The sequence below is a fragment of the Halomonas sp. CKK8 genome, assembly GCF_029625235.1.
In the GTDB taxonomy this organism is placed as follows: Bacteria; Pseudomonadota; Gammaproteobacteria; order Pseudomonadales; family Halomonadaceae; genus Halomonas; species Halomonas ventosae.
Genome location: NZ_CP121193.1, coordinates 1,663,411 through 1,687,275, shown reverse-complemented (window position 1 = coordinate 1,687,275; position 23,865 = coordinate 1,663,411). Strand labels below are relative to the sequence as shown.

At 64.1% G+C, this 23,865-nt stretch carries 43 protein-coding genes and 1 tRNA gene; 29 read left to right on the top strand and 15 right to left on the bottom strand.

Annotated elements, in window-relative coordinates; translation table 11 throughout:
• Positions 1-26: 26 nt before the first annotated feature.
• Positions 27-494, top strand: a complete 468-nt coding sequence (locus P8934_RS08100) for a hypothetical protein (RefSeq protein ID WP_278033725.1) — start codon at positions 27-29, stop codon at positions 492-494.
• Positions 495-586: 92 nt separating this feature from the next.
• On the opposite strand, the gene P8934_RS08095 is transcribed toward P8934_RS08100, so the two are convergent.
• The 14 genes from P8934_RS08095 to P8934_RS08030 all read right to left on the bottom strand — a co-directional run bounded on the left by P8934_RS08095 (position 587) and on the right by P8934_RS08030 (position 6,519).
• On the bottom strand, positions 587-1,141 hold the full coding sequence (locus tag P8934_RS08095; protein ID WP_278033724.1) for a hypothetical protein: 555 nt from the start codon (positions 1,139-1,141) through the stop codon (positions 587-589).
• The gene (locus P8934_RS08090; protein ID WP_278033723.1) at positions 1,131-1,550 is read right to left on the bottom strand and encodes a RusA family crossover junction endodeoxyribonuclease; all 420 of its coding nucleotides are present in this window, start codon (positions 1,548-1,550) and stop codon (positions 1,131-1,133) included. The genes P8934_RS08095 and P8934_RS08090 overlap by 11 nt, the downstream gene beginning before the upstream one ends.
• Positions 1,551-1,674: 124 nt before the next feature.
• Entirely contained in the window at positions 1,675-2,340 is a 666-nt protein-coding gene (locus P8934_RS08085; protein ID WP_278033722.1) for a metallophosphoesterase, read from the bottom strand.
• Entirely contained in the window at positions 2,337-2,597 is a 261-nt protein-coding gene (locus tag P8934_RS08080; RefSeq protein ID WP_278033721.1) for a hypothetical protein, read from the bottom strand. The genes P8934_RS08085 and P8934_RS08080 overlap by 4 nt, the downstream gene beginning before the upstream one ends.
• Positions 2,594-2,878, bottom strand: coding sequence for a hypothetical protein (locus P8934_RS08075; protein ID WP_278033720.1), 285 nt, complete (start codon positions 2,876-2,878; stop codon positions 2,594-2,596). The genes P8934_RS08080 and P8934_RS08075 overlap by 4 nt, the downstream gene beginning before the upstream one ends.
• Positions 2,871-3,131: a hypothetical protein gene (locus tag P8934_RS08070; protein ID WP_278033719.1), complete on the bottom strand. Its 261-nt coding sequence runs from the start codon at positions 3,129-3,131 to the stop codon at positions 2,871-2,873. The genes P8934_RS08075 and P8934_RS08070 overlap by 8 nt, the downstream gene beginning before the upstream one ends.
• Entirely contained in the window at positions 3,128-3,253 is a 126-nt protein-coding gene (locus P8934_RS08065) for a hypothetical protein (protein WP_278033718.1), read from the bottom strand. The genes P8934_RS08070 and P8934_RS08065 overlap by 4 nt, the downstream gene beginning before the upstream one ends.
• A gap of 187 nt (positions 3,254-3,440) precedes the next feature.
• Positions 3,441-3,614 carry a hypothetical protein gene (locus tag P8934_RS08060; RefSeq protein WP_278033717.1) on the bottom strand — a complete coding sequence of 58 codons (174 nt, stop codon included), beginning with the start codon at positions 3,612-3,614 and terminating at the stop codon, positions 3,441-3,443.
• The gene (locus P8934_RS08055; RefSeq protein ID WP_278033716.1) at positions 3,601-3,930 is read right to left on the bottom strand and encodes a hypothetical protein; all 330 of its coding nucleotides are present in this window, start codon (positions 3,928-3,930) and stop codon (positions 3,601-3,603) included. The genes P8934_RS08060 and P8934_RS08055 overlap by 14 nt, the downstream gene beginning before the upstream one ends.
• Entirely contained in the window at positions 3,927-4,256 is a 330-nt protein-coding gene (locus P8934_RS08050; protein ID WP_278033715.1) for a hypothetical protein, read from the bottom strand. Before P8934_RS08050 ends, P8934_RS08055 begins: the two co-directional genes overlap by 4 nt.
• Before the next feature lie 2 nt (positions 4,257-4,258).
• Positions 4,259-4,888, bottom strand: a complete 630-nt coding sequence (locus tag P8934_RS08045) for a replication protein P (protein ID WP_278033714.1) — start codon at positions 4,886-4,888, stop codon at positions 4,259-4,261.
• Between the two features lie 7 nt (positions 4,889-4,895).
• On the bottom strand, positions 4,896-5,915 hold the full coding sequence (locus P8934_RS08040; protein WP_278033713.1) for a DnaT-like ssDNA-binding domain-containing protein: 1,020 nt from the start codon (positions 5,913-5,915) through the stop codon (positions 4,896-4,898).
• Positions 5,912-6,199: a hypothetical protein gene (locus P8934_RS08035; RefSeq protein ID WP_278033712.1), complete on the bottom strand. Its 288-nt coding sequence runs from the start codon at positions 6,197-6,199 to the stop codon at positions 5,912-5,914. The genes P8934_RS08040 and P8934_RS08035 overlap by 4 nt, the downstream gene beginning before the upstream one ends.
• A gap of 44 nt (positions 6,200-6,243) precedes the next feature.
• The gene (locus P8934_RS08030; RefSeq protein ID WP_278033711.1) at positions 6,244-6,519 is read right to left on the bottom strand and encodes a hypothetical protein; all 276 of its coding nucleotides are present in this window, start codon (positions 6,517-6,519) and stop codon (positions 6,244-6,246) included.
• A gap of 104 nt (positions 6,520-6,623) precedes the next feature.
• Here P8934_RS08030 and P8934_RS08025 point away from each other — a divergent pair, with 104 nt between their 5' ends.
• From P8934_RS08025 to P8934_RS07900, 26 genes are all read left to right on the top strand, one after another.
• Positions 6,624-7,403, top strand: a complete 780-nt coding sequence (locus P8934_RS08025) for a helix-turn-helix transcriptional regulator (protein ID WP_278033710.1) — start codon at positions 6,624-6,626, stop codon at positions 7,401-7,403.
• A gap of 23 nt (positions 7,404-7,426) precedes the next feature.
• A complete protein-coding gene (locus tag P8934_RS08020) occupies positions 7,427-8,149 on the top strand; it encodes a zeta toxin family protein (RefSeq protein ID WP_278033709.1) in 723 nt (240 codons plus the stop codon).
• A gap of 5 nt (positions 8,150-8,154) precedes the next feature.
• Positions 8,155-8,325 (top strand): hypothetical protein, encoded by a 171-nt coding sequence (locus P8934_RS08015; protein ID WP_278033708.1) that lies wholly within the window; start codon positions 8,155-8,157, stop codon positions 8,323-8,325.
• 155 nt (positions 8,326-8,480) lie between these two features.
• On the top strand, positions 8,481-9,134 hold the full coding sequence (locus P8934_RS08010; protein ID WP_278033707.1) for a BRCT domain-containing protein: 654 nt from the start codon (positions 8,481-8,483) through the stop codon (positions 9,132-9,134).
• A 409-nt stretch (positions 9,135-9,543) separates the two neighbouring features.
• Positions 9,544-10,005, top strand: coding sequence for a type IV pilus modification protein PilV (pilV, locus tag P8934_RS08005; protein ID WP_278033706.1), 462 nt, complete (start codon positions 9,544-9,546; stop codon positions 10,003-10,005).
• Positions 10,002-10,496: a prepilin-type N-terminal cleavage/methylation domain-containing protein gene (locus tag P8934_RS08000; RefSeq protein WP_278033705.1), complete on the top strand. Its 495-nt coding sequence runs from the start codon at positions 10,002-10,004 to the stop codon at positions 10,494-10,496. Before pilV ends, P8934_RS08000 begins: the two co-directional genes overlap by 4 nt.
• On the top strand, positions 10,493-12,586 hold the full coding sequence (locus P8934_RS07995) for a polymer-forming cytoskeletal protein (protein ID WP_278033704.1): 2,094 nt from the start codon (positions 10,493-10,495) through the stop codon (positions 12,584-12,586). The genes P8934_RS08000 and P8934_RS07995 overlap by 4 nt, the downstream gene beginning before the upstream one ends.
• A gap of 81 nt (positions 12,587-12,667) precedes the next feature.
• Complete coding sequence (locus P8934_RS07990) at positions 12,668-13,249, top strand: hypothetical protein (RefSeq protein ID WP_278033703.1); 582 nt, start codon at positions 12,668-12,670, stop codon at positions 13,247-13,249.
• Between the two features lie 362 nt (positions 13,250-13,611).
• A complete protein-coding gene (locus P8934_RS07985) occupies positions 13,612-14,004 on the top strand; it encodes a LuxR C-terminal-related transcriptional regulator (RefSeq protein ID WP_278033702.1) in 393 nt (130 codons plus the stop codon).
• Positions 14,001-14,351, top strand: a complete 351-nt coding sequence (locus P8934_RS07980; protein WP_278033701.1) for a hypothetical protein — start codon at positions 14,001-14,003, stop codon at positions 14,349-14,351. Before P8934_RS07985 ends, P8934_RS07980 begins: the two co-directional genes overlap by 4 nt.
• Positions 14,348-14,665, top strand: coding sequence for a hypothetical protein (locus P8934_RS07975; protein WP_278033700.1), 318 nt, complete (start codon positions 14,348-14,350; stop codon positions 14,663-14,665). Before P8934_RS07980 ends, P8934_RS07975 begins: the two co-directional genes overlap by 4 nt.
• A 50-nt stretch (positions 14,666-14,715) precedes the next feature.
• Positions 14,716-15,009, top strand: coding sequence for a hypothetical protein (locus P8934_RS07970; RefSeq protein ID WP_278033699.1), 294 nt, complete (start codon positions 14,716-14,718; stop codon positions 15,007-15,009).
• A gap of 11 nt (positions 15,010-15,020) precedes the next feature.
• Positions 15,021-15,224: a hypothetical protein gene (locus tag P8934_RS07965; protein WP_278033698.1), complete on the top strand. Its 204-nt coding sequence runs from the start codon at positions 15,021-15,023 to the stop codon at positions 15,222-15,224.
• 10 nt (positions 15,225-15,234) lie between these two features.
• Entirely contained in the window at positions 15,235-15,492 is a 258-nt protein-coding gene (locus P8934_RS07960) for a hypothetical protein (protein ID WP_278033697.1), read from the top strand.
• An 11-nt stretch (positions 15,493-15,503) separates the two neighbouring features.
• Positions 15,504-16,430 (top strand): recombination-associated protein RdgC, encoded by a 927-nt coding sequence (locus P8934_RS07955; RefSeq protein ID WP_278033696.1) that lies wholly within the window; start codon positions 15,504-15,506, stop codon positions 16,428-16,430.
• Positions 16,427-16,735, top strand: a complete 309-nt coding sequence (locus P8934_RS07950) for a hypothetical protein (protein ID WP_278033695.1) — start codon at positions 16,427-16,429, stop codon at positions 16,733-16,735. The genes P8934_RS07955 and P8934_RS07950 overlap by 4 nt, the downstream gene beginning before the upstream one ends.
• Positions 16,732-16,938: a hypothetical protein gene (locus P8934_RS07945; protein ID WP_278033694.1), complete on the top strand. Its 207-nt coding sequence runs from the start codon at positions 16,732-16,734 to the stop codon at positions 16,936-16,938. Before P8934_RS07950 ends, P8934_RS07945 begins: the two co-directional genes overlap by 4 nt.
• Entirely contained in the window at positions 16,935-17,354 is a 420-nt protein-coding gene (locus tag P8934_RS07940; protein ID WP_278033693.1) for a hypothetical protein, read from the top strand. Before P8934_RS07945 ends, P8934_RS07940 begins: the two co-directional genes overlap by 4 nt.
• Entirely contained in the window at positions 17,351-17,614 is a 264-nt protein-coding gene (locus P8934_RS07935) for a hypothetical protein (RefSeq protein ID WP_278033692.1), read from the top strand. The genes P8934_RS07940 and P8934_RS07935 overlap by 4 nt, the downstream gene beginning before the upstream one ends.
• On the top strand, positions 17,611-17,856 hold the full coding sequence (locus tag P8934_RS07930; protein WP_278033691.1) for a hypothetical protein: 246 nt from the start codon (positions 17,611-17,613) through the stop codon (positions 17,854-17,856). Before P8934_RS07935 ends, P8934_RS07930 begins: the two co-directional genes overlap by 4 nt.
• A 208-nt stretch (positions 17,857-18,064) precedes the next feature.
• Positions 18,065-18,280: a hypothetical protein gene (locus tag P8934_RS07925; protein ID WP_278033690.1), complete on the top strand. Its 216-nt coding sequence runs from the start codon at positions 18,065-18,067 to the stop codon at positions 18,278-18,280.
• Entirely contained in the window at positions 18,277-18,798 is a 522-nt protein-coding gene (locus P8934_RS07920) for a hypothetical protein (RefSeq protein ID WP_278033689.1), read from the top strand. The genes P8934_RS07925 and P8934_RS07920 overlap by 4 nt, the downstream gene beginning before the upstream one ends.
• 1 nt (position 18,799) lies before the next feature.
• On the top strand, positions 18,800-19,012 hold the full coding sequence (locus P8934_RS07915; protein ID WP_278033688.1) for a helix-turn-helix domain-containing protein: 213 nt from the start codon (positions 18,800-18,802) through the stop codon (positions 19,010-19,012).
• Positions 19,012-20,145 (top strand): tyrosine-type recombinase/integrase, encoded by a 1,134-nt coding sequence (locus P8934_RS07910; RefSeq protein ID WP_278033687.1) that lies wholly within the window; start codon positions 19,012-19,014, stop codon positions 20,143-20,145. The genes P8934_RS07915 and P8934_RS07910 overlap by 1 nt, the downstream gene beginning before the upstream one ends.
• Before the next feature lie 3 nt (positions 20,146-20,148).
• Positions 20,149-20,412 carry a hypothetical protein gene (locus tag P8934_RS07905; protein ID WP_278033686.1) on the top strand — a complete coding sequence of 88 codons (264 nt, stop codon included), beginning with the start codon at positions 20,149-20,151 and terminating at the stop codon, positions 20,410-20,412.
• Between the two features lie 134 nt (positions 20,413-20,546).
• Positions 20,547-20,924 (top strand): phage protein NinX family protein, encoded by a 378-nt coding sequence (locus tag P8934_RS07900; RefSeq protein ID WP_278033685.1) that lies wholly within the window; start codon positions 20,547-20,549, stop codon positions 20,922-20,924.
• A 105-nt stretch (positions 20,925-21,029) separates the two neighbouring features.
• Here the strand turns inward: P8934_RS07900 and P8934_RS07895 are convergent.
• Positions 21,030-21,105 (bottom strand) — tRNA-Ala (locus P8934_RS07895).
• A gap of 226 nt (positions 21,106-21,331) precedes the next feature.
• Here P8934_RS07895 and uvrY point away from each other — a divergent pair.
• Positions 21,332-21,979 (top strand): UvrY/SirA/GacA family response regulator transcription factor, encoded by a 648-nt coding sequence (uvrY, locus tag P8934_RS07890; protein ID WP_106231584.1) that lies wholly within the window; start codon positions 21,332-21,334, stop codon positions 21,977-21,979.
• A gap of 68 nt (positions 21,980-22,047) precedes the next feature.
• Positions 22,048-23,862 (top strand): excinuclease ABC subunit UvrC, encoded by a 1,815-nt coding sequence (gene uvrC, locus P8934_RS07885; protein ID WP_278033684.1) that lies wholly within the window; start codon positions 22,048-22,050, stop codon positions 23,860-23,862.
• Positions 23,863-23,865 lie beyond the last annotated feature (3 nt).

Genomic DNA, 23,865 nt, shown 5'->3' with positions numbered 1-23,865 from the left:
CTCCACTACTAGAAGGAACACCGACTATGGATTCTATTGCTGAGGCTCTGTACCAGCAGATGAGGCTGACCATCTTGCTATCCGCACAAGATGGAGTGGAAAGCTCGCCATTTACTCCAGCGTACCTTCTGGCTTGGGACGAAGAGATCTATCCGATTCTCCACGAGGGACCCAAGTGGCATAAACCACATGCAAACTGCTTCAAGATCAGCAAAGAGCGAGCGGAAGAACTGTTTCATTACCTCCTCGAGCATTTCGATAGTGGCGAGGAGCTTACATTTTACGGCCTTGAGGATAAGTTGGGCATCAAGGGAACGTCATATTCAACAGGCAATTGGGAGCGCTACGAAGTCATCTCGCTTTGCCAGTATTTCTACCTGCACCGCGTGTTCAACGAGACTTTCTGGCAGACACTTACCCGCAACGGCGAGTGCCCAACAGAGGCACACAGCATCACGACAAAACCTGAGGAGATGCACATTTACTTCTGTTGAGGAGAAACGCCCCGCCGGAGAGGATCCGGCGGGGCGTCGATAGGGGGTGGCTTTAAGCGCGAAGCGCCAGCAGCCTACTACATAAGGTAGCCCTAACCGGACACCTCGTCAACATGTTGTTTATACGTCTCATCAGCCAGCCATTCGCGCAGCCGCTTGCGAGCGCGCTGGGCAGCTTTCTGGAGATCTTCCACGCTGGCGAAAGGGGTCGACACGTGTTCCGCCATGCCCAGATCGCGCAGCAGCGACGCCTGGCGCGCCACCATCTGCGATGCGGTCACTGACCACAGGGACGAGCCGAGCTTGTCCGGGCGCACGCGGGCGGCCTGCATCATCATCGCCGCGGCTTGGCGGCGGGGTAGCTTGTCGAGCAGCCAGGCACAGGCACTGTGCCACTCGCTCTCGGGACGATAGCGATCGGCGGCGAGCATGGTCTGGTCGATATTCCGGCCGGACCCTGGCATCGGCACGTTGCCCGTCACCGAGAACGGCTGATACCCCACCGAGTCATGCCGGCGCACCAGCTGCAGCTCGAGGCAGCTGTCGATGATGCGGATCACCGCCACATCCCGTGCCGTCTCATCAGTAGCCGCCGCCTCCAACACCCGCCAGGGGCTGGCCACCCGCTGCCACTCGTCACGCGTCATCGTCACCGCCCTTGTCTTCGCCAGTGCTGCCATCCCCATGCTTACCCACCTCCATCGTCTTGATGATCACCAGCGCCTGGCCGCCGTCTCGATGCTCTTCGGCGCGGCGCACCAGGATCTCGTCCACCTGCCCGTCATCCAGCCACACCCGGCTGTAGGTCAGCGCATCCAGCAGGGCCTTCAGCTTGTTGTCGATGTCGAAGGCCCGGGCGTTGTGCGGGTAGAGCATCACCTCCACCGCCACCCGGCCCGCCAGCTTGGTATTGGCGGCTCCCTGCGCCAGCAGCTCTCCCCTCGCCCGGTTGCGGTAGACCCGGGCCTCCTTGCTCAGCAGGGTGCGCTTGCCGACATTGCGCCAGATGCTGTTGGTGCTGGGCGGCCAAGGCATCATCACTTCCATGCGCTCCATCAGCGCCTCCCTGTCTCTTTGCTCTTCTTAGGCTTCGCCTTATCCCGGCGAGCCTTATACCCCTTCGCCCCAGGTGGCGGATTGCGCCGGATCTGCGCCAGCGTCTTAGGCTTGGTGCGATAGGTCATGCCAGCACCTCCCGGGCGTCGATCAGCGTCAATCGGCCGGTGGTAAAGGCCCCGGTGTCGATGTAGTGAACGTTGCCCAGCGTTTCCGGCTGCTCGATGATGGTATGCCCCACCACCACGGCATCGATGCCGGCAACCGGCGTGCAGTCTATGCGGCTGATCCGAGTGCGCCCCCATACCAGTGACTGCAAACCAGCGGCATGGTCTTCCAACTCGATCAGACCCCAGTCGCGTGGCGGTTCTGCATGCACCATGCCGATGTGCTTGCCCTCCACCTCGACCTCCCGGGCATACGGGAGGTGCTCCATGGCCGCATTGAGGATGGTGCGCACCTCGTGGACGCCATGGAGGTATACCCAGCTGCCGCCATTGATCTGCCAGAGGTCCCAGGCTTGGCCGGCTCCCTCGTTCAGGGCGTCATAGGCCAGCATCTCGTGGTTACCGCGCACCCCGTAGAACCACGGCTCGAAGGCCAGCGACAGGCACTCGAAGGAGTCAGCCCCCCGGTCGATCAGATCGCCCACCGAGAAGAGTCGGTCGCGAGTCTTGTCGAACTCGACACGGCCCATGGCCTCCATCAGCAGGTCGTATTGCCCATGGATGTCGCCGACGAAGAAGTCACGGCCGGTCGTGTTCGCCTCGTGTTTCGTGATCAGGCTCATACCTCCAGCTCCCCATTGCGGTCCCAGGCAGCGAAACGCCGGGAGATCTCGTCGAAGGCAGCTGCCGCCTCCAGATCGGTGGCCAAGTGCCCCAGGCTTTCGATGCCGCACTGCTCCTCGAGCCAGCGCCGAGCGCTGTAGCGACTATGTGGCCAGCCCCTTCGCAGAGCATGGCAGGCATCAAGGAACTCACAGAACCTCAAGTCATCGACCAGGGCCCGGGCCTGGTCTTCCATCGGGTGATTGGCTTCGGTCACAGTACCGCCCTCCTCTTCCAGCGGTTGAAGTCGGCGGCGATGCGCTTGTACATCGCCGCGGCCTGATCGTTGTGATCCAGTTCGGCGCGACTTTCGATGCCGCATGCGTGGCGCAGGGCATCGGCGGCATCGTCCGGGGTGTGCGTGCCGTCCGGCAGCTGGGCCGGGCTCAGGCCCTGGCGCCAGCGGCGCCGCTGGTCCAGGTAGAGGCCGAATACCGGCAACTCACAGAGCATGGCGGCCTGGCGCGCCAACGTGCCGCCCTTAGGGGTGTCATCCATCACGTGCCTCCCGGGCCAGTGTCTCCGCATCCTGGCGCAGGGTGGCGAGTCCCTCGCGGGTGATGAACCAGTGACCCGGGCTCAGCGATCGCACATAGCCGAGCATCTGCAGGCGCTGCAGGGCCTCCTCTGCATCAGAAAAGGTCATGTCCACGGCGGCGATGATGCTGTCCAGCCGGGTGCTGCCCTCGAAAGGTTCCGCCAGCGCCAGCGCACACAGCACCTGCCGGTCATGATCTCGAGTGATGGTCATGGGCGCCCTCCCTCGTCCTCGACACCGGCGAACTCGCGGTACAGCTGGCGCAGGGTCAGACCCAGGGCGATCGAAAACCCCGCAATGGCGAGCAACAGTCCGGCGTTGATCAGTGGCGTCATCGAAAGGCCCTCCCGGGTGCGGTGCGATTACCGGCGCGGCATGCCCTGCAGGCGTCGTGCTCGATGCGGCGCCAGCGTTGCGGGTCGTGATCGAGGCTGACCTGCTCTGAGAAGTGGCCCAGCGGACGCTGGTGGCCACATAGCACGCAGCCGCGAGTGCTGGGGCGGCGAAGAGGTGCTCTGGTGGTCATTGGCCGCCCCCATTGGCTTCCTTCGCCAGCCCATGGGCCTCGATCTCCTCATGGCAGCCCTGGCAGCGGTCATTGGGGATCGGCGCCGCATTCGCACGGCGGAAGATCACGTCGCAGTGGCGGCAGCGGTGCACTGAGTCAGGCACCCGGAGACGTTCATGCGTAGCCATGATCGATCTCCTCGTTCAGCACCCCGGCGTTGTGCTGCTGGATGCGGGCGGTGTGGGCCGCACGGATCCCGGCAGGGCTCAAGGCGTAGGTGGGGTGGCAGTCCTCACCGATGGTCTCGTCACCGACGAGCCGCACCAGCCCCATGCGCTCCAGCCGGCACACGGCGTTGGCCACCTCGCGCCAGATCGGCGCCTTGGCATAGCCCTCGGCCAGAAGGCGATGCAGCCGGCCAACGGTGGCCCCACCGTTGCCCTGGCGGCCTTCGCAGCGGCGCAGCGCGATGAGGATGGCATTCTCCAGGTCGATCGGTTTCATTGGGCGCCCTCCGGGTCACGAGTGGCAGGCGTGGCCATGCCCTGGGCAACCTCCGCCGGACTCAGATCGAGCACCTGGCGGGCGGGCTTGCCCACCGTGCCTACCACCTCAAGGCGGCTGGCATCCAGCAGGGCATTGCAGCGACCACAGACGCTGGCCAGCGGGATGCCGGTTCGCTCGTAGATCTCGTGGCGCGTGCTGGGGCCGTTGGCACGCAAGTCGGCGAGGATCGCCAGCTTCTGGCGGACAGCGCGCCCGGAGCGCCGGACGTCGTCCAGCCCCTCGCGCTTAATCTCGTTGCTGGTGGGTTGTGCGAGTGAAGTCATGATCAGTCCCTCCCCAGTGCCGCGCGCAGGGAGCGAAGACCCTGGTCGGCGTTCATGGCGTGCGGCAGGCCGGCGGCCTCTACCTGTTGCTGGGCGGCCTCGCGCCCTGCGCGCTCGGCCAGCTCGGCAGCGCTGCGGCTGCCGTCGTGCTCGAGCAGCTGGCGGGGCGTCAGGTCCTCGCCGGCCATCACGCGATTGATCAGCGCCGTGTACTCCCGGGCGAAGCGGCGCTCCAGGCGCTCCACCCGGCTGGGCTGCACATGGGTGATCTCCCACCAGCCCACCGCGGCACCGGCCAGGCGCACCGCCTCATGGCGCCAGCGATGGCCGGCGGGGTCGTGGGCATGGCCCGCTGCCTCGCGCCAGGCCTCGGCCACGGCCGGCATGCCCAGGTCCTCGGGCCGCGGCTCGCAAAGCGCAGCGAAGGCCACCGGCTGGGGCGGCCAGGCCTCGTCGCCGGAGCGGGCCGCCTCGCGGACCTGCTGGCGCAGCCGGGAGATCCCCAGCTCCAGGTGGCGGCGGCTCAGGTGGGAGAGCTCGGCCAGCCAGGCACCGTCGACGTCGTAGCTGCCCCACTGGCTGCAGAACTTGGCCCCGAACAGATGGCCCATGGCATCGAACACCAGGTCCATGTCCTGCTCAGCGAGAGCCGGCGAACTGGCCGTCGAAGACTCGCCCTGCAGGCTGCTCGCGGGCGCGTCGGTCACGTTCACGTGCCTCTGCTGCGGTGAGACGACGTGCTGGAGTACGTTGGCGGCGGTTTGCATGGTCACCTCCGGTGGCGGCGGGCTGGGCAGCCTGGCGCTGCAGGTTCTCGTGGACCCACTTGGCGAAGCGGCGGGTCCAGTCGGCAGGGGTATGGGTGCGCCCGGGCTGGGCGGCGTAGTGCTCGCGGAAATCGATCAGGGCGATCGAGACATCGACGTCCACCGGAAGGCCCCGGTCGAAGCAGGCGCGCTGCCAGGTCGGCATGTCCGGTTCCCAGTCCAGGGTCATCGGCTGCTTGCGCTCGCCATGGCCGGCCAGGGGCGGCAGCGGCTCGGTGGGGTCGTCCAGGGGCTGGCCGTCGTCGCTCAGGCCATCGGCACGGTCGAACACGTTCGGCGCATCGCTCGCGTCCGCGCCAGAGAGAGAGGGGGTACCTCTCTGTTGTAGTCTCTGTAAGAAATCTCCATCCGGGCGGTTCTGTGCACTCCCTTCCGGCGATTCTTGATTCTCCGGTTGGGCGTTTTCAGATTCTCCCGATGGGAGATTCTGGCCAGTGGCGGGGGCTGCGGGCTGTTCCGGCACCTCCTCCTCGGCCAGCACCTCGGCTAGTCGAAGCGCCAGCACCTCGGAATTCACCCGGTACCAGGTCTTCGCCGGCACCCCCTTGCGCACCTCCTCGAGCACCCCGATCGCCACCAGCTGGCGGCGAGCCGTCACCTGCTGCTTGGCGCTCATCCCGGTCTCGGCTTCCCAGCTGTCGTGGTCGCCCTGCTGCTCCTTCCAGAACCAGCCATCCCGCTTGCGGGCAGTCGGCGTCCCGCACAGGAACAGGGCCTGGCTGAGGAAGATGGCGCCCTGCACGGTCACCCCCGGCAGGCGGGTGAACACCGGCTGGTAGGCCACAGGGCGGCCCAGCAGGCTCGGCAGCATGGCAGCGGTGATGCAGGTCATGCGCCCTGCCCTTCGAGCCTGTCGAGCTCGCGCTGGTAGGCCTCGGCCTTGCGCCGGTGGTCTTCCCGGTTGATGGCGATCTGCGCTTGCGCGTCCCGGTCATAAGCCAGAGTCCGCGCCAGCAGTTCCGCCTGGGTGGTGTGGTAGATCACCCGCTGGCGGGCCTCCTCCCTGGCATCGCCACGGCGTTCGGCGGCTTCGATCTGGAAGGCCGCACGGCTCGCCGCGGTGATCAGGTCGTGCCGGCTCGTGTCGTCGGTCGGCATCTGCTTGGTTGCTTCCATGAAATCCCCCTGCTCCTGAATACCTGTATGGATCTCCACCCCGGTCAGGGCGTCGTTGCCGTGGCCCGGCCGGGTGTAACCTTTGGGGTGTCAGAGCCGAGGAGCTCAGGCCACAGAACATGCCAATCATCAGGACGGAGGGATTTGCGGGTCGCAGCGCCTTCAGAAGCTGCTTCAACACGCACGGCGATCTCCGGTGATGCCGGCTTATGGCCATAGCCAATCTGCTTGAGGTAGGCACGCGTGGTGCCAGTGGATGAAACCTGCTCGTCAGTCGCGTCGCGCAGCCAACGCAGCAGGCCTTCATGTCGAGTTTTCATGGGGGGCTCCTGTGTGCTCTGCACACAAGCATTACCCACAGGTAAATATCAGTCAATACCTGGAGGTAATTTACCTATTAGTAACGGTGGCTGATGATAAGCCCATGAAAATCTCGGACCGTCGCCGCGAAAACCTGCGCCAGCTCCTGGAGGAACGCTTCCAGGGGAAGAAGGCGTCGCTGGCCCATGCCATCGAGCGTGAGCCCAGCTACATCTCCCGCTGCCTGAGCGACAAGGCTCACCGCAAGAACATCGGGGAGGATTTCGCCAGGCACATCGAGCGGTCCCTGGGCCTTTCGGAAGGCTGGATGGACAAGGCACCACGCGAGCCAGCTGGCGGTGCTGACCCAAAGAAGGTTGTGGCCGGCCCCATCGGCGCCGCCACTGGAGCGGCCCATCCCCGCCGAGACGACATGGTCCTCCACGACACCGAGATCGTGGAGGACGACGGCCCGCTGCGCCCTGACGAGGTTGAGCTGCCCTGCTTTCGCGAGGTGGAGTTCTCCGCCGGCGACGGTCGTTCCCAGGTGATTGAGAACCACGGCCACACCATGCGCTTCAGCCTGCCCAAGCTGTCACGGGCTGGCGTGCAGCCCGAGAACGGGGCCTGCGCCACGGCTTCCGGTTCCTCGATGGAGCCCACCATCGCCGACGGCTCCCCTATCGCCATCGACAAGGGCTGCCGGCATGTCATCGACGGCAAGATCTACGCCCTGGACCACGGCGGCATGCTCCGGGTGAAGCGGCTCTACAAGCTACCTCTGGGCAAGGTCCGCCTGGTCAGCGACAACGCCGACGAGTACCCCGAGGAGATCTGCAGCCTGATGGGCGAGGACGCCCCGCGGATCATCGGCCGGGTGTTCTGGTGGGAAGTGTTTGACTGAGGACGTCACGACCAGGAGGGAATGTGACGGATGACGAGCTAGAGACAAGTGAAGCCGCTATTCAGCATGCTCGACAACACAAGAAGGCCATCGCCAAACGGCTGACCGACAAGTCAGTTTACCCACGAGAGAAATCACCAGTCTCGGTCTTCATGGCGGGCTCACCAGGGGCAGGCAAGACAGAATCTTCACTGGCCCTTCTGGAGGCCTTCCGAGAGCAGGAGGGGCTGAAGGTGCTGCGGATCGACCCTGACGAGCTCAGGAGCGAGCTGCCTGGCTACAACGGCGACAACTCCTGGCTGTTCCAGCACGCCGTCTCCATCCTCGTGGACAAGATGCATGACCTGGCGCTGGATCAGAAGCAAAGCTTTGTGCTTGACGGCACCTTGGCAAACTACGACATTGCAAGAAAGAACGTGGAGCGATCCGCCAAGCGAGAGCGATTCGTTCAAATACTGTATGTATATCAGGAACCGAAGTTGGCTTGGCAGTTCGTCCAAGCAAGAGAGCGGTGGGAAGGTCGTCGAATCCCGATAGAAAGCTTTATAGATCAGTATTTTGAGTCGCGCCGGGTAGTTAACACGCTGAAAGAAGAATTCAGGAAGGCGGTCCACGTTGACCTGCTGATCAAGAACAATGACAACAGCTTGAAGTCGTCAATGACGAACATCGATCGGATTGACGGACACCTTCCCGAAAAGTATACTCGCGAGTCCCTGCTTAGGGACCTCCTCCCCCACAGGTGACTACCATGTTCGGACTCTCTAAAAAACCAAAAGCCGAAACGACCGCATTCTCCGACTTCATGCGCACGGCATCCTCGCGTGAGAAGAAGCGCGTCTACGGCAAGGTGCTTACCAAAGCCATCGAACGTCAGAACGACGTAATGAAGCGAGTAGAGGTTGAGCGCCAGCACTGCTGACCTAGCTCCCTCCCCTCCCCTTACGTCAAACCCGCCCACCGAGGCGGGTTTTTCGTACCCGGCCGTCGGCGATCGCCTACAGCACCAGCCAGCTCCCTTTGCCACACTGCCTGATGGGCCCCGCGCCCCAGGGAACGACAACAAGGGAGCCATGCATGTCCACGTCATCACTCAACCCCCACGGCCAGCCGGTCACCCGTCGACTATCACTCGCCCGCAACGCTGATCGCGACGCCAACGAGCTGCTCGGCCTAGCCCGCGGCGTGCTCGCCGACGGCGCTCTCAACCAGGGCGAGGCCGAATTCCTGCTCCGCTGGCTGGAGGAGCGACCGGAATCGCTCAGTGTCTGGCCCTTCAGCGTCCTGTTTCTCAGGCTCAGAGACGCCCTTCAGGATGGCCACCTCGATGCTGAGGAGGAAGCCGATCTGATGGCCCTGCTGCTCGACTACACCGGTGGCGGTAGCCTGACGGGCGGCGAAGATACCAGCGCCAGCCGCCAATCCTCTGCCCTGCCGCTGTGCAACCCCGCGCCAGAGATCGAGTTCGAAGACTGCCACTTCGTGCTCACGGGCAAGTTCATCACCGGAACTCGCGCCGAGTGCGAGGCCGAGATCCTTGAACGCGGCGGCCTTACCCAGAGCAACCCCACGCGCAAGACCCGCTTCGTGGTGATCGGCAACCTGGGCAGCACCGACTGGGCCCAGTCCAGCTATGGCCGCAAGATCCAGAAGGCCGTAGAACTCCGCGACGATGGGCGCGACATCGCCATCGTCAGCGAGAAGCACTGGGCCAGCCAGCTCGGCGACTAACCCCAGCCGCTCCACTACCAACCCGCCCACCGTGGCGGGTTTTTCATGTCTACCCTCCCCACCCCCGCAACGAAAACGCCACGGCCATCCATAAGCAGAGCGCCGGACCGACGTGACGCTGCATGTCCAGCGTGTTGGCAGGACTCCGGGAGAGGATGCGACAGGCAATGCCAACCCACCGCATCAGCATCAGTCTTAGGCCAGTCGTACGCATTTCTGATAGTAAAGCAACGAACGATTTAACAGTGGCTCACACAAAGCCACGAGCTACGTCCAGCTCAAAGGGCGAGCCAATGTGAAAGAACCATCCCACCGTCGGCTTACGAGGCTTGCTACAACGCCTGTCGCTGTGTAACTTTTTGTGTATAATAAGCTACGCTTTGATACTTCGCACGGGCCGGGGGAAGAAATGCGGGTCACGACAGGCGTTAACGCCCAGCAAGGCTTTACCTTGGTCGAAGCCTTGGTGGCCTTGCTGGTGCTCTCCATCGGGATGCTGGGTATAGCCTCACTCCAGCTGCGAGCTCTCCAAGGTACACACAGCAGCCTACAGCGCACTGTGGCATCGCTTGCCGCTCAGGACCTGCAGGAGCGCCTCTGGAGCAGTTACAGCGGGGATCCTAGCTGCCCCAAGGCGCTCGACAGTGATCAGCTAAACCAGTGGCACGCAACATGGGGTGAGCATCTCCCAATGCTCGGCGCCGACCCGTTGGACGCCGATGACGATGCAGACGCATGTCGTTTCATGGTGACTATCGAGTGGCAAGACCGCCGCTTCACAGACGGCGAGCCCATCGAGGACGACGAGTCGGAGAGGGTTCACCGCTTCGATTACCGGTTCTCCCTGCCGCTGGCAGAGTCCGCATCATGATGTCAACCAAACAGCAAGCAGGCTTCTCGCTGATTGAACTCATGGTGGCCCTTGTCATTGGCCTGGTGATCATGCTGGCTGCCGGCACAACCTTTCTCACCATCCAGCGCGGCATGACGCGCGTCAACGAGCTTGCTGGCCAACAGTCTGACCTTCTCTTCGTGACTGACACGCTGCTGAATGAACTGCGCGAAGCCGAACCCGGCACCGTACAGCCTGGCGATGACTCTTTCTCCCTGATGCTCAGTAGTGAACAGATAAGCTACTCCATCAGCAACAACACGATCTTCCGGAAAGTCGGCACCGGCTCAAAAGAGCCGGTCACCACGCAACCAGTCAATATGAGTGGCGAACCACCATTGCTGGAGTCAGGGGCATTACCCGGCACTTGGCGCTTGAACTTGGTGTTCGACGACAACGGTGAAGAACGCCACTATTCGCTGATCGCCACCCAGCGCAACTGCATTTTCAGCGAGGTCACTTGCTCATGACCCCCACCAGCTCACCAAGACTCCCGGAGGTCACTGTCGTCGCTCCCCGTCAGCGAGGCGCGGCGCTCATCACAGTGCTTTTGCTGTCCGTGATTGGCGTCATGGTGTCGTTGAGCAGCATGCAGTCCTCCCTGCTTGCCGAGAACCTGGCAGGTAACTATCGCCAGATGACGCAAGCTCAAGCGCTAGCCGAACGTGGCCAGATCGCTTTTTTGGATGCCTCAACGCAACCGACAAAAAGCGACGCGCTGGAAAACGCCCTGAAACAGCTGTCGGAAACTCTTTCCCCGTACTACCAAAAGCTACGAGACCAGAATACGCTTAATACCCTGCTATGTGCACAAGATAGCGCCGCTACGGAAAAGGCCGAGTCCTTGATCAAAGAGGCACTGCTATCGGGATCACCACAAGAAGACATTTCCGGATTAACGTTCTCGCAGCTTCGCGACTCGCTGAAGCCGGCCATCAAGTCGAAAGTCGAAAGCCTTGAGAAGGTGTTCAACAAGCAAGATGACTCAATCCCTCACGGCAGCTTCCAAAGCCACGTCGACGTTGTTCTTCCACAACAGCTGGAGAAGCTGCCTCATGACTGTGATGTTGAAGACGGTACTGCTAGCGGTGAGGCCGTAACGCTGGTTGAAAACAAGCTAATTTTCTTTCTGCGTAGCGAAGGGCGCTTCGGCGGCAGTGTGGAGGCTCGCCAAGCCCGTCGTAGCATCACGACTCTCGTGAACTGGAACCCCCCAGCATCAACAGGGCGGCCTGTCGCCGGCGTCGATACCTGTGAGGGAGTGACCCTGGGGGGGAGTGGGATCATCGACAGTTACGATTCCGCCCAAGGCCCCTACGGCCCAGGTAACCGGCATGGCCAGGAGGCTACTATCACGAGCCAGGTCATGCAGGATCCTGACCAGGCACAATATGACCCCCGGGAGAAATCCTATGATGCCAAGGAGGCGGCCATCACCCTGACTGGCCATTCTCCCATCTACGGTGATGTAGTCAGCCCCGGCGGTGTCTACCTTCAGGGCTCCAGCCCCGTCTATGGCAACATCAAAGCCAATGCCACGGTCAATCTCAAGGGAGGCGGCGTCAATGTCTACGGTAACGTGGAAGCCGGCGGGCGGCTCTGGTTTGGCAGTAGCGCGACCGTGCATGGCGACGCGGCCGCAAGCCAAAGCCTGGAGTTCAATAACTGGTCTGCTGGCATCAGTGGCGATGCCATGGCGCCGGCTATCAATACCACGCCGAAACAGAACAGTAATCGGACCCCTGAGGACCATGTAGGCGGGACCCTCAGTCTTACCTCACCACCTTTCAAGCCTGTTGCTTCAGTAGCGTCTGCCGCAGAGTGTGATTCGCTTGGCTTCGGAAATGACGACACAGACCCCGTTCGCCAGCTCCAGCAGCAGAGCCTGACGGTGGCCTCCAAACTGGACATGGGTGGCAATGACCGTTATCGGTTAACCGCCAATGGAGTGGAAAAACAAGTAGCACAGGGTTGGCAGCGAGTCGGCATTTCTCCGCGAAATGTTTCTATTCTGGGACGCGATACTCAGGCCGTTGGGTTCTCCGGCTGGGACTTCGGTGGTAGCAGCCAATTCACCATTGGTACATCAGACAACCCTGTCGATATGGTGTTATATCTGGACGGCGACACCCGGATCGGTGGTGGGGGCAATATCACTATCAGTGAAGGGAGCAGCCTCACCATTGTCACCACCAGCCAGTTCGACCTGACCAGCGGCATCATTGTAGGAGACGGCAAACCCTCGCGAATCGTCGACGGCGAAGCCAGGCCCATTCTGTCACTCTACTCCAGCTTCGAACAAACGGATAAGAAGGCCGGGGTATCCCTTAGCGGGCATTCTGACTTCTTCGGTCAGATTGTCGCGCCCTTCAGTGATCTCGAAGTGACCGGTAGCGGCGCCTTATTCGGGGCCGTCAACGCGAGAAGGTTCGAAATCTCTGGTTCTGGCGGCGTGCATCTCGACGAACAGTTGCTGGGCACCGCGGTGCAGGGAGGCGATACATCTTCTGGCGGAGAGCCTGGGGTCGTGGTCACCCGGTGGCGTGATCCCGATCGATGAAGTCCACGCCTGAACAGGTACCCGATCATATCTACCACCGTGCAGGCCAGAAGGAATTCATACTATGCATAAGGATTTTCTATGCTGGGCAGGCTATTTTGCAGAAAGCCCTTGCGCTGCTGGGTCATCAAGCAGATCGATGCCGATATACTGCACCTGTGCGACACCGGTAGTGTTGACTCCCGCGAGTCGCCTCGAGACCTGAAGGCAATGCTGAAAGCCGGGCGCTACGGTGGCGGGGTGCACATGGACACTACCGGCCAGCTGATCAGTACCCAGACCCTGGCTAGGTTAGTACCAATCGAAGAACTCACGTTGACGGATAACCACCATGCCGAATGGCAGGGTAAGCGTTGGAGTATCTCTCGAGTACCGCAGCGCTGCTGGACCTACAACGGGATGCTGACCGCCGAGCCCGACCCGTATCGTCTTGGTGGCTTCATCAGCAACGAAGACGTTACGCCAATTCGTCAAGTAGCGAGCAGCGAATCACCGCAGATTCGAAGAACGGCTGTCTTCCGCCCCGAAAACCGGCTGGAAGATGAACATACCTCCCCCACCGTTTCGCCTGTCAACGAGCCAAGCACCAAACGCCAAACAGCGCGCAAGGGCTGGCGTGCTGATGGTAGCTGGGGGCCGCTGCCCCCTGACGACAACGCCTAACCCAGCTATTTCATTGGCGCATCCCATGCCTCCAGGGGGGTTCATACCGCCCTACCCGTTTCCCGAAGAGAACGTCCCGGCCCTCCATGGCCAGGGCGCGGGACAGGCGTGACGCGACGTTTCCTCCATGGGCGGCAGCGCCGCGTGCGGCATGCGTCACGCCTCCAGCATGACGCACCCCGTAGCGCACTGATGTAGCTGCCAGCCCACCCTACCTGTAATCCATCGACCATAGCCCCTGTACGCCCCCGCCCACCGAGGCGGGTTTTTTGTGCCTGCTCCGAGAAAATTTACCTGTAGGTATTGACCAATATTTACCCATGGGTAATAGTTACCTCAGAGGTAACGCACAGGGGAAAAAAATGGACAACGCACCCACCACCATCGAATTCGCCGGCTGGCGCTGCCGGATCGGCACCCGCGGCATGGGTCTGCCTACTCGCCGCGAGGCAGAGCTCCTCGCCGGCCTGGCCGCCGGGATGACCCAGAAGGAGATCGCCAAGCTGCGCGGCGTCTCCCCCGCCTCGATCAAGAGCACCGCCGAGGCCGCCTACTACCGTCTTCGCGCCAACCGGGCCACTGACGCGGTGGCTCGCGCCATGCGCCGCGGCTGGATCGCACCGTTAGCACTGGCCCTGATGCTGGCCGACCTCTCCGGCGAGGGCCTCCGCATCCGTCAGCCCACCCGCACCAGAACGCAGGTCAGCGCCAGCCGCGTCATCAGCCGCCGTGACCTCGGGAGCATCTACGCATGAACACCGCCACCACCGCCCAGCGCGTCATCGCCACCTTCAGGGATCACGGCATCCAGAGCAGCCTGCTCGTGCAGCTTCAGCACCTCCAGGAGCTGGCACTGGCCATCAACCTGCAGGGCAGGCACCTGATCCATATGGACCTGTTCGGCATGCGCAGCGGCGTGCAGCAACTGACCATTGCCGGCTGTGCTCAGGAGGACCATTGGCGACCAGGCATCGAGCGGACGCCCCGCTATCTGATCGAGATCCCAGCCGGTGGCGACGAGGCCGCCCTTCGCGAAGTGCGGGCCAGGCTCGGCGATGCCGCCGCCGACATGATGCTGCTGCTCGAGGAGGACACCCAATGATCCGCCAAGCCGCAGCCAGCCAGGACCTTCACAGCGTGCCGGTGCACGACCTCGCCACCGCGTGGAATGCCTACGCCATGACCGCGACCGGCGTCGATCCGGCCACCGAGCTGCTCGCCGTGCCGGTGCTGACCACCGGACACCGGGTGGGCTGGCGCCCTGCCATCCGCGTGCCGGCGACCCGTACCCTGGTCGTGGTGCACACCGCCGCACCCCACGCCTCCTTCGATGAGGCCCGCCAGTGCCTGAGCAGCCTGCTCACCGCCATGGCCACCAAGGGCAGCACCACCCTACACGGGAGGGCCGCCGCATGATCCCCTGCGTCACCGTCCGATCTCATGACCCAGCACGCGAGCGCCGCCGCATGATTCGCCGCGCCCTGCTTCGCGCCCTGCTGATCCTCGTCGTCGCTGCTGCAGGCGCCGGCATCGTCCACGCCCTAGGCTGGATGGCCGCCACCGATCGGCAGGTCGAGCGCGCCAGTCTCGAGGCCTACTGCACCAGCGTTGCCGTCTGGAGCGCCGAGGAATCCCGCGGCGTGCCCTTGGATCGCCGCACCGGGCACCCGGACTACGACGAGCGCGCCGCCGAGGACTGCCCCGGGATGCGCCCGGCCGGCCCCGCCATCACCACCGAGCGCCAGCTGGCGCGGAATTGAGGAGAGCCGAGATGCTCCAGCGAATCGCCGCCGCCTTAGCCATGGGTGCAGCCGCAAGCGCACCGAGCCTGACGCGCCACATCGATGCCCTGGCGATCGGGCCAGAGCAGGCGCCCACCCGCAACGGCGGCCGCCATCGCACCGTCGCCCAGGATCAACGCCGGGCGGCCAAGCGCCGGGCCACTCGTCGAGCCAAGCGGCTCGGGCATCGCTGAGGAGACCACCATGCCAAGCGTAACCGTAAACGTGGACGTGGATGTCGACCTCGAGGAATTCGATACCGATGAGCTTCAAGAGGAGTTGAGGTCCAGGGACGCTTATATCTCGCATGAGGAGCTGCCGAAGAACTTCGACCCGGTTGAAGGCAAGGAAACGATCGAGCTCGCCGAGGCCTGCTTCGAAGCTCGCCGGCGAGGCGATGACGCCCGCGCCCTGGAGCTCGTCGACCGACTCATCTACGCGGCCCTGGGCCGGATCATCTGAGGAGAGACCCAATGTGGTTCCGCAACCTTAACCTGTACCGCCTGCACGACGCGCCCCAGCTGGATGCCGCGGCCCTCGAGCAAGTCCTGGGCGAGCAGGCCTTCCGTCCCTTGGGCGGCAGCGAAGCGCGCCGGATGGGATGGACACCACCCGCTGGCCGAGCCGGCACCCAGCTATTCCACGAACTGCAGGGCCACTTGCTGCTCACTGCCCAGCGCCAGGAGAGGATCCTGCCCGCCAGCGTGGTCCGCGAGGAAGTCGATGAGCGTGCCGAGGCCATCGAGACCAGCGAAGGCCGCAAGCTGCGCCGCCAGGAGAGGCTCACGCTCAAGGATCAGGTGTTCGAGGAGCTGCTGCCCCGGGCCTTCGTACGCAGCCAGCGCGTAGATCTCTGGTGGGACACCAAGCGCCAGCTGATCGGCGTCAACGCCAGCAGCCGCAAACGTGCCGAGGAAGTGCTCGACCTGCTGCGCGGGACCCTGGGCAGCCTCAAGGTCACGCCCCTGGCCACCCAGACGCTGCCGATGCGGGCCATGACCACCTGGCTCGGCGATACCGGCTCGCGCCCCGCCGACCTGATCATCGGCGACCAGGTGGAGCTCAAGGCCAAGGGTGATGACGGCGTGGTGCGGGGCCGCCAGGTAGATCTCGACAGCGACGAGATGCAGCAGCTGCTCGAGAGCGGCCGCCAGGCCAGCAAGCTCGCCCTTCAGTTGGAGGACCGCTTCTCCTTCGTGCTCCACGACGACCTGACCATCAAGTCGATCCGCTTCGATGACCGCCTGATCGACGAAGCCAGCCAGGCCGACGACGGCGACGACGCCATCATCCGGCTCGAGACCGACTTCCTGCTGATGGCCCAGCAGCTGGGCGACAACGTCGACCGCCTGCTCGAATGGCTGGGTGGAGAGGCCGGCCAGGCACAGGAGGCCCCATGACGCGCGATGCGAGCATCTACCGAGTTGAGGACCCCGCTACCGGCGAGATGGTCACCCTCAAGGAGCTGGCCAGCCGGCACCGCATCCCCTACCCCACGGTTCAGCGCCGCAACCGTGAGGGCAAGGCTGGCGAGGATCTGGTGAAGAAGCCCGACCCGCGCTACCAGGTGGGCGGCCGTCGCAGCAAGACAGGCGGCATCCGCCAGCCAGCGCCCTCGCGCCAGCAGGTAGCCCAGGAGGTGCTTTCCACCCCAGACGGTCGCCTGGCCTCCACCCTGTTCCGGAATTACGGGAGGTCGGCATGAGCATCAACAGCCTGATCCACACCAGCGCCCACGACGCCAAGATCACGCTGGAGGGGCATCTCCAGAGCAACCCGACGCAAGCCGCGCGCCTCGCCATCGAACTGCTCGAGCAGCTGAAGGGCAAGGAAGGCCAGGCCAGCCGGCGCAAGGTGGCCGCCGCCATTCTCAGGAAAGCCGTGAAGGCGATGGAGGTGGAATCATGAACGCCGTTGAGCTGACGCCGGACCTCTTCGCCGATACCCCTGCCGAGCCGCCGCACGGCATTAGCGAGGGGCCCAACTTCAACCACGAAGCGAAAGGCTGGCAGGAGGGCTGGTGGAGCCGTGAAAACACCATGGCCGACTGGACGTTCCGGCCCTATGACCCGGCTGCGCTCGACTGGATCCGGCACCAGCTCGCCGAAGGCCGGTTGGAGTACGGGGAGATCCTAGCCAAGCGCCGGTCCGCAAAGCTCGAAAGCGCCTGGTATGTCGCCGACATCATGTTCAGTCACCTGCGCTACCTGGTGCTCACCGGCCAGATCTTGGAGAGCAAGCGCTACTACGGCTCACCCGATGCCAATAGCCGGGATTACCGGGGCTGGCATCCGAGGTTCGAACTTGCAGGAGCGGAAGCATGAACGACATCGACTTCAACCGCCTCGAGGAACTGATAGCCGCCCGCCGGCCTGATGCCGCGCTGACCCTCGATGCCGCTGGGCTGGCCAACCTGGTGCGGCAATACCGAGAGATCGAGCGCCAGCGGGATGAGGCAACGGCAAAGCTCGCTGCGATCGGCCGGCTCAGCCCCACAGATTACGACGACCGCGAGCAGCTCCTGGGCGCGCTGTTCAGGATCCTGCGCGGCCAGGTCTACGAGGCCGAGGAACTGGAACCATGACCTGCCGCATCACCTGGGGCATGGGCCGCACCGGCAGTCAGCCGTTCGCGACGCTGTTCTGCGCGACGTGCATGGCGCCCATCCGGCACCGACTCACCCCGGGCGCGACCCGGGAGCTGCGCGAGGCGCTGCTCGAGCAGGGTTATCTCTGCCGGCGCCAGCACGCCCTGCCCGCACCGGTACCGACCGGGGTGACCACCACACACGACATCGAGGCCGAACTGGCCGGGAGGAAGGGATGAGCGCATGCAAAGAGTTAGACGCCGATACCTGCCGCTGCCGGTCTGGATGGATTGCCAGGTTTCCCGTTTGCCATGGCACCCAACAAGGACAGATGTCCGAACGCTTGACTCCATATTGCATGCGCGATGAGCCGCCACGGCAGTTTCTGCGCGAGGAAGGGTTGCCGATGGGCTGGCCTGAAAACCGCCAGTCCGGAGGAGATGCCTTATGACTACGTGGCTCCCCGCGGTCCTCATCGGCTGGGTGGTGTTCTGCACCGTCACCGGCCTGACCGCACCGATGTTCAACTCCAACTCGCCGCACATCCGCGCTAGCGATCGCGTGCTCGGCACCATGGTGGGGCTGTTCATCGGCATCGTCACCGGAGCGATAGGCTATGCCCTTGTGCGCCTGGCCACCTGGGCGATCGGAGGCGGCTCATGACCCAACCCACCTACACACATAAGACCCAGGGAGGCCGTTTCGCCCTGGTCGCCCACTACAACGGTGACACCACTCTCGACGCACAGATGATCGTCGTCTATCGCGACATCAACCGCGAAATCGAGACCGCCACCACGGCGAAGGACTGGGAGCAGAACTGGCAAACGATCACCCCAGACACCTGCACCGTCTGCATGGGTACTGGCCACGACCACATTAAGGGGGCTAAGCACCAGCCGTGCGGCGGCTGCTACGGGCTGGGAAAGGTAAAGCAGGACGGCGAGAAGCCAGTAGGCGAGTGGGAGCTGGCCGAGGTGGCGCTCGGCCTCATCAAGCGCCAGCAGCAGGAGCTCGAGCAACGCCGGCAGGCGATGGCGGTGCCGGAGGTTCGGGCTGCACTGGAGGCGCACAAGGTGGCGCGACAGCGCCTGCAGGAGAAGGACTGGGTGGCCCGGGAACAGGGCTGGAGGGAAGGCCGCGGGAAGGGCCCCGGCGGCGCGCGGATAACGGGAGACTAGAATGATGGGAAAGCTGATGGATCCAGACCAGTGGCGGAAGGCGCGCTTCGCAGGCACGCCGCCAGCCATGTCCACTATTCGCAAGTGGTGCCGGGAGGGAGTGCTGCCGGCCAAGAAGATCGGCGGCGCCTGGTTTATCGACCTGGACGCCGAGAAGCTGATGACCGGCAACGAGCTCGCCGACAGCGTGCTCAAGGAGATGGAGACCCGCTGATGGCAGCCAGGCCGCGCAAGCGAAAGCACCGGGGGCTTGAGCCCAACCTCTATGAGTCCGGCGGCACCTACATCTACCGCAACCCACGCACCGGGAAGCGGCACGGCATGGGCAGCGACAAGGCCAAGGCCCAATCGGCCGCCAGGGTGCTCAATGCCCGGCTGGTGCAGGGGGCGGACCTGGTCGCACGAGTTGAAGGCACCAGCGGGCTCACCTTGGGTGCCGCCATCGAGGCCTTCCAGCGTGACCGGGTAGACAGCGCCAGCAAGCTGGCCCCAGGCACCCGAGCCAACAAGCGCTACGCACTCGCGCGCCTGGCGAAGGATCGCGGCGACATGCCCCTCGAGCAGATCACCACCCGGTGGTGCGCCGAGTATCTGGACGAGCACTATAAAGGAGAGCCCTACCGCTACCACAGGGCCCTGCTCGCCCAGGTGTTCCAGTTCGCCCGCACCAAGGGCTGGATGGACGACAATCCCATCGAGCCCACGGCCAAGAGCGATGCCGCTTACAGCAAGCAGCGCCGCCGGCTCACGCCTGGGCAGTTCCAGGAGATCTACAATCAGGCCGAGCCCTGGTTTCAGGTCGCCATGGAGCTTGCCCTAGTCTGCCTGTTCGGCCGGGCCGAGGTCGCCGCTGCTCGGTATGACCACATCGTCGACGGGCGGCTACGCTATATAAGGAAGAAGACCCGCACGCGCAGCCATACCGCCTACGTCGCGATCGAGCTGACGCCGGCCATCGAGGACATCATCCAGCGCTCGCGCCTGGTACCACCGGTGTCGCCCTACATTGTCCACCGAGTGCACCAGCGAATCACCGCCGAGACCCGGGCCCGGGATCACTGGAGCCGCGTCACCGACGACATGCTATCCAAGACCTTCGCCCGGCTGCGCGACAAGGTGCCGGAGATCGCCAGGCTGGAACCGCGCCAACGGCCCACCTTTCATGAGATCCGCTCGCTCGGCTCCAAGCTGCTCGAGGACACCGGTGCCGACCTGGGGGAGATTCAGGTGCTGATGGGCCACGCCGACGAGAGCATGACCCAGCACTATCTCGACGGTCACGGGATCCGCTGGCAGGAAGCCAAGGGCCCGGGCAAGGACATGGCCGCCCTACTGAAAGGAGCGTGAGTGATGATCGACATCGAGTTCTGGCAAGACTGCATTGAGGCTGGCTGCGTCATCGTGCCGGTCGTGATTTACAGCGATTATGGGTCAGACGGCGAGATCGACGAAGGCAAGCGCATCGGCCTGCGCTTCGCTGCCCTCCCTTGTGAGGACATGCAGCTGGTGGTTTCTGAAGGAACCTATTGCATGATCGACGAATCGATCAGCGGCCTGGAGCACTTCCACAAGAACCCGAAGAGTGCGCTGGCTGAATTCAGAGGAGCATCGTGATGACAAGGAGGACTGTCACAATCGGCGGGCAGGATTATGTCATGGTGCCGAATGGCGAAAAGTGGCGGTAGCCGGAACCGGAGTTCGAGTGGCACCCGACGCACAGCGCATTGGCTAAGGCTGGAGGGAGTGTGATGAAGGCGAGAGAGCGGGAAGGATGGGCGCTGGATTGGGCGGTGGCTCAGATCACCGGCATCGAGCTGAACATCATCGACATTCCGAGCGGGCCTTATATCGGCATCAAGGGCCGCACGTCTGACGGGTTCCCCAGGAAGTACTCACCATCCACGGACTGGAGCCAGGGCGGCCCGCTGATCGAGCAGCATGCTATCGAGCTTCACACCAACATCGGCGAGCAGTACGGCGAGGAAGAACGCTGGTATGCCATCGTGCCCACCAGCGCTAGCGGCAGCCGAGGCGCGATGGGCCCGACTCCACTGATGGCCGCCATGCGTGCCCTGGTCTTCGCCAAGCTGGGCGAGGAAATCAACCTGCCGGAGGGGCTTCAATAGCCCGCCAGCCGTGTGGAATTTTTCGGGTATTTTTCGGGAGTTTTACGGGCGCACAAAAAAGCCGCCTAGCGGGGTGCGCTAAGCGGCTGATTCGAGATGTCTTGTTGGTGGAGCCTAGCGGGATCGAACCGCTGACCTCAACACTGCCAGTGTTGCGCTCTCCCAGCTGAGCTAAGGCCCCACGTCGTTCCCGCCTTGCGAGAACGAGGCGAATATTACGCAGCCCATTCGGAGACGTCAAGCCCATCAGGGCATTTTCACTCTTCTGCATTGGGCCAATTCCCCTTAGGGACGGGATGTGCCACCCTACCGAGACTAATACCGAGCCGGCCGACATGTTGGCATCTTCTCAGCCAGGCCTCGTCTCGGGACGACACTCACCCACCACGTTTTCAGGAGCGTCAGCGTTGATCAGGGTTCTCGTCGCCGATGACCATCACCTGGTACGGACCAGCATCGCCCACCTGCTGAATGCCGAGCGCGGGATCCGCGTGGTCGGTGAGGCCGCCGATGGCGAGGAAGCCATCACCAAGGCGCGCAAGCTCGAACCGGACATCGTGCTGATGGATATCCGCATGCCCGGGATCGGCGGCCTGGAGGCCACCCGCAAGATCAACCGCTTCACCAGCGACATCCGCATCCTGGTGCTGACCGCCTTCATCGAGGAGACCTTTGCCCAACGCCTGCTCGAGGCCGGGGCCCACGGCTTCATCAGCAAGGGCTGCCAGCATGACGAGATGGTCGAGGCGATCCACTGCGTGTTCGGCGGCAAGCGCTATGTCAGTCCCGAGATCGCCCAGCGCCTGGTGCTGTCGCGCATCGATGCGCCGGACAACCCCTTCGACCAGCTCTCCCAGCGCGAGCTCCAGGTGGCGATGATGGTCGTCAACTGCCAGCGCGTCGCCGACATCGCCGACCGCATGTTCCTGAGCCCCAAGACCGTCAACACCTACCGCTACCGGATCTTCGAGAAGCTCGGCGTGACCTCCGATGTGGAGCTGACCCACCTCGGCCTGCGCCACGGCCTGGTCGACGGCTTCAGCGACGCCGACTGAGCGCCTTGCCGAGGGCTTCGATCTGGTAGAATGAGGCCTCCGCTTCCCGTCTACGGCACGCCGTTTCCATGAGCTTCGATTCCCGCGACTTCCTCGGAAGCGTCAGCGAATCCCCGGGGGTCTACCGCATGCTCGACGAGCACGGCGAGACCCTCTATGTCGGCAAGGCGCGTCGCCTCAAGGCCCGCCTGGCGAGCTACTTTCGCGGTGCGCTCAACACCAAGACCCAGGCCCTGGTCGGCCGCATCGCCGACATCCAGGTAACGGTGACCAACAGCGAGACCGAGGCCCTGCTGCTCGAGCAGACGCTGATCAAGGAGCTGCGCCCGCCCTACAACATCCTGCTGCGCGACGACAAGTCCTACCCCTTCGTCTTCGTCAGCGACCGCCACCCTTTCCCCGCCCTGGAGTACAAGCGCGCCCGGGTGCGCCATAACGACGGCCGCTACCTGGGCCCCTACCCAAGCAGCGGCGCCGTGCGCGAGAGCCTGTCGCTGATGCAGAAGATCTTTCGCATCCGCAACTGCGAGGACAGCGTCTTCGCCCACCGCACCCGCCCCTGCCTGCAGTACCAGATCCAGCGCTGCAGCGCGCCCTGCGTGGGCCATATCAGCGAAGCGGACTACCGGCGCGACCTCGAGCATGCAGTGATGTGCCTCGAGGGCAGGAGCGAGGCGGTGACCCGCGAGCTGAGCGAAGCCATGGAGGCCGCCAGCGCCCGCCTCGACTTCGAGGAGGCCGCCCGGCTGCGCGACCAGGTCCAGCACCTGCGCCAGATGCAGCAGCGCCAGTTCGTCGATACCGGCGGCGGCGACGCCGACGTCTTCGCCCTGGCCAGCCGTCCCGGGGCACTGTGCATCTCGGTGCTCACGGTGCGCCAGGGCCGCCTGCTGGGGGCCCGCCACCATGCCCCGGCCAACGGGCTCGACCTGGGCCCGGAGGCGCTGCTCGGCGACTTCATCAGCCAGTTCTACCTGGGCCAGGCCAGGGAGATCCCGGCGGAGGTGATCACCAGCCACCCGGTACCGGACGCCGACCTGATCGCCCGGGCGCTGGGGGAGCGCGCCGGCAAGCGCATTCGCCTGACCGACCAGGTCCGCGGTCATCGCGCCCAGTGGCGGGAGCTGGCCCGCACCAATGCCGAACAGCAGCTGGCCAGCCAGCTGGCCAGCCAGACCCAGCTCTCGAAACGCTTCGCGGCCCTGCGCGAGGCCCTGGCGCTCGAGGACACCCCCCGTCGCCTGGAGTGCTTCGACATCAGCCACAGCCATGGCGAGGCCACTGTGGCTTCCTGCGTGGTGTTCGACGAGAACGGGCCCCGCAAGTCCGACTACCGTCGCTTCAACATCGAGGACGTGGCCGCCGGCGACGACTATGCCGCCATGCGCCAGGCATTGATCCGCCGCTTCAAGCGCCTCGCCGACGGCGAGGGTGAACGGCCTGACATCCTGGTCGTCGACGGCGGCAAGGGGCAGCTGAACATGGCCCGGGAGGTGTTCGCCGAACTGGGCGTCAGTGGCATCACCCTGCTCGGCGTGGCCAAGGGCACCACCCGCAAGGCGGGACTCGAGACGCTGTTCGTCGAGACCGTCGACCGCAGCCTGGACCTCGACGGCGCCTCCCCGGCCCTGCACCTGATCCAGCACATCCGCGACGAGTCCCACCGCTTCGCCATCGCCGGTCACCGGGCACGCCGCGACAAGACACGGCGCACCTCCACCCTGCAGGACATCCCGGGGGTGGGGCCGCGTCGCCGACGCGAACTGCTGCGCTTCTTCGGCGGCCTGCAGGGGGTCAGGCAGGCCAGTCGCGAGGAACTGGCGCGGGTTCCCGGCATCAGCGCCACCCTGGCCGAGACGATTCATCGCGCCCTGCATGGATGAGTC

What these genes read in the sequence shown, in the direction of transcription:
- P8934_RS08035 (WP_278033712.1), bottom strand. Translation starts at nt 6,199, where the DNA reads ATGGAAGCAACCAAGCAGATGCCGACCGACGACACGAGCCGGCACGAC.
- P8934_RS07930 (WP_278033691.1), top strand. Translation starts at nt 17,611, where the DNA reads ATGACCTGCCGCATCACCTGGGGCATGGGCCGCACCGGCAGTCAGCCG.
- P8934_RS07940 (WP_278033693.1), top strand. Translation starts at nt 16,935, where the DNA reads ATGAACGCCGTTGAGCTGACGCCGGACCTCTTCGCCGATACCCCTGCC.
- P8934_RS07975 (WP_278033700.1), top strand. Translation starts at nt 14,348, where the DNA reads ATGATCCGCCAAGCCGCAGCCAGCCAGGACCTTCACAGCGTGCCGGTG.
- P8934_RS08095 (WP_278033724.1), bottom strand. Translation starts at nt 1,141, where the DNA reads ATGACGCGTGACGAGTGGCAGCGGGTGGCCAGCCCCTGGCGGGTGTTG.
- P8934_RS07925 (WP_278033690.1), top strand. Translation starts at nt 18,065, where the DNA reads ATGACTACGTGGCTCCCCGCGGTCCTCATCGGCTGGGTGGTGTTCTGC.
- P8934_RS07935 (WP_278033692.1), top strand. Translation starts at nt 17,351, where the DNA reads ATGAACGACATCGACTTCAACCGCCTCGAGGAACTGATAGCCGCCCGC.
- P8934_RS08015 (WP_278033708.1), top strand. Translation starts at nt 8,155, where the DNA reads ATGTTCGGACTCTCTAAAAAACCAAAAGCCGAAACGACCGCATTCTCC.
- uvrC (WP_278033684.1), top strand. Translation starts at nt 22,048, where the DNA reads ATGAGCTTCGATTCCCGCGACTTCCTCGGAAGCGTCAGCGAATCCCCG.
- P8934_RS08040 (WP_278033713.1), bottom strand. Translation starts at nt 5,915, where the DNA reads ATGACCTGCATCACCGCTGCCATGCTGCCGAGCCTGCTGGGCCGCCCT.
- P8934_RS08050 (WP_278033715.1), bottom strand. Translation starts at nt 4,256, where the DNA reads ATGACTTCACTCGCACAACCCACCAGCAACGAGATTAAGCGCGAGGGG.
- P8934_RS07990 (WP_278033703.1), top strand. Translation starts at nt 12,668, where the DNA reads ATGCTGGGCAGGCTATTTTGCAGAAAGCCCTTGCGCTGCTGGGTCATC.
- P8934_RS07980 (WP_278033701.1), top strand. Translation starts at nt 14,001, where the DNA reads ATGAACACCGCCACCACCGCCCAGCGCGTCATCGCCACCTTCAGGGAT.
- P8934_RS08010 (WP_278033707.1), top strand. Translation starts at nt 8,481, where the DNA reads ATGTCCACGTCATCACTCAACCCCCACGGCCAGCCGGTCACCCGTCGA.
- P8934_RS07905 (WP_278033686.1), top strand. Translation starts at nt 20,149, where the DNA reads ATGATCGACATCGAGTTCTGGCAAGACTGCATTGAGGCTGGCTGCGTC.
- P8934_RS07945 (WP_278033694.1), top strand. Translation starts at nt 16,732, where the DNA reads ATGAGCATCAACAGCCTGATCCACACCAGCGCCCACGACGCCAAGATC.
- P8934_RS07910 (WP_278033687.1), top strand. Translation starts at nt 19,012, where the DNA reads ATGGCAGCCAGGCCGCGCAAGCGAAAGCACCGGGGGCTTGAGCCCAAC.
- P8934_RS07965 (WP_278033698.1), top strand. Translation starts at nt 15,021, where the DNA reads ATGCTCCAGCGAATCGCCGCCGCCTTAGCCATGGGTGCAGCCGCAAGC.
- P8934_RS08025 (WP_278033710.1), top strand. Translation starts at nt 6,624, where the DNA reads ATGAAAATCTCGGACCGTCGCCGCGAAAACCTGCGCCAGCTCCTGGAG.
- P8934_RS08070 (WP_278033719.1), bottom strand. Translation starts at nt 3,131, where the DNA reads ATGACCATCACTCGAGATCATGACCGGCAGGTGCTGTGTGCGCTGGCG.
- P8934_RS08090 (WP_278033723.1), bottom strand. Translation starts at nt 1,550, where the DNA reads ATGGAGCGCATGGAAGTGATGATGCCTTGGCCGCCCAGCACCAACAGC.
- P8934_RS07955 (WP_278033696.1), top strand. Translation starts at nt 15,504, where the DNA reads ATGTGGTTCCGCAACCTTAACCTGTACCGCCTGCACGACGCGCCCCAG.
- P8934_RS07970 (WP_278033699.1), top strand. Translation starts at nt 14,716, where the DNA reads ATGATTCGCCGCGCCCTGCTTCGCGCCCTGCTGATCCTCGTCGTCGCT.
- P8934_RS08065 (WP_278033718.1), bottom strand. Translation starts at nt 3,253, where the DNA reads ATGACGCCACTGATCAACGCCGGACTGTTGCTCGCCATTGCGGGGTTT.
- pilV (WP_278033706.1), top strand. Translation starts at nt 9,544, where the DNA reads ATGCGGGTCACGACAGGCGTTAACGCCCAGCAAGGCTTTACCTTGGTC.
- P8934_RS07950 (WP_278033695.1), top strand. Translation starts at nt 16,427, where the DNA reads ATGACGCGCGATGCGAGCATCTACCGAGTTGAGGACCCCGCTACCGGC.
- P8934_RS08060 (WP_278033717.1), bottom strand. Translation starts at nt 3,614, where the DNA reads ATGGCTACGCATGAACGTCTCCGGGTGCCTGACTCAGTGCACCGCTGC.
- P8934_RS08045 (WP_278033714.1), bottom strand. Translation starts at nt 4,888, where the DNA reads ATGGACCTGGTGTTCGATGCCATGGGCCATCTGTTCGGGGCCAAGTTC.
- P8934_RS08075 (WP_278033720.1), bottom strand. Translation starts at nt 2,878, where the DNA reads ATGGATGACACCCCTAAGGGCGGCACGTTGGCGCGCCAGGCCGCCATG.
- P8934_RS08030 (WP_278033711.1), bottom strand. Translation starts at nt 6,519, where the DNA reads ATGAAAACTCGACATGAAGGCCTGCTGCGTTGGCTGCGCGACGCGACT.
- P8934_RS07900 (WP_278033685.1), top strand. Translation starts at nt 20,547, where the DNA reads ATGAAGGCGAGAGAGCGGGAAGGATGGGCGCTGGATTGGGCGGTGGCT.
- P8934_RS08055 (WP_278033716.1), bottom strand. Translation starts at nt 3,930, where the DNA reads ATGAAACCGATCGACCTGGAGAATGCCATCCTCATCGCGCTGCGCCGC.
- P8934_RS07915 (WP_278033688.1), top strand. Translation starts at nt 18,800, where the DNA reads ATGATGGGAAAGCTGATGGATCCAGACCAGTGGCGGAAGGCGCGCTTC.
- P8934_RS07985 (WP_278033702.1), top strand. Translation starts at nt 13,612, where the DNA reads ATGGACAACGCACCCACCACCATCGAATTCGCCGGCTGGCGCTGCCGG.
- P8934_RS07960 (WP_278033697.1), top strand. Translation starts at nt 15,235, where the DNA reads ATGCCAAGCGTAACCGTAAACGTGGACGTGGATGTCGACCTCGAGGAA.
- P8934_RS07995 (WP_278033704.1), top strand. Translation starts at nt 10,493, where the DNA reads ATGACCCCCACCAGCTCACCAAGACTCCCGGAGGTCACTGTCGTCGCT.
- P8934_RS07920 (WP_278033689.1), top strand. Translation starts at nt 18,277, where the DNA reads ATGACCCAACCCACCTACACACATAAGACCCAGGGAGGCCGTTTCGCC.
- P8934_RS08100 (WP_278033725.1), top strand. Translation starts at nt 27, where the DNA reads ATGGATTCTATTGCTGAGGCTCTGTACCAGCAGATGAGGCTGACCATC.
- P8934_RS08085 (WP_278033722.1), bottom strand. Translation starts at nt 2,340, where the DNA reads ATGAGCCTGATCACGAAACACGAGGCGAACACGACCGGCCGTGACTTC.
- P8934_RS08000 (WP_278033705.1), top strand. Translation starts at nt 10,002, where the DNA reads ATGATGTCAACCAAACAGCAAGCAGGCTTCTCGCTGATTGAACTCATG.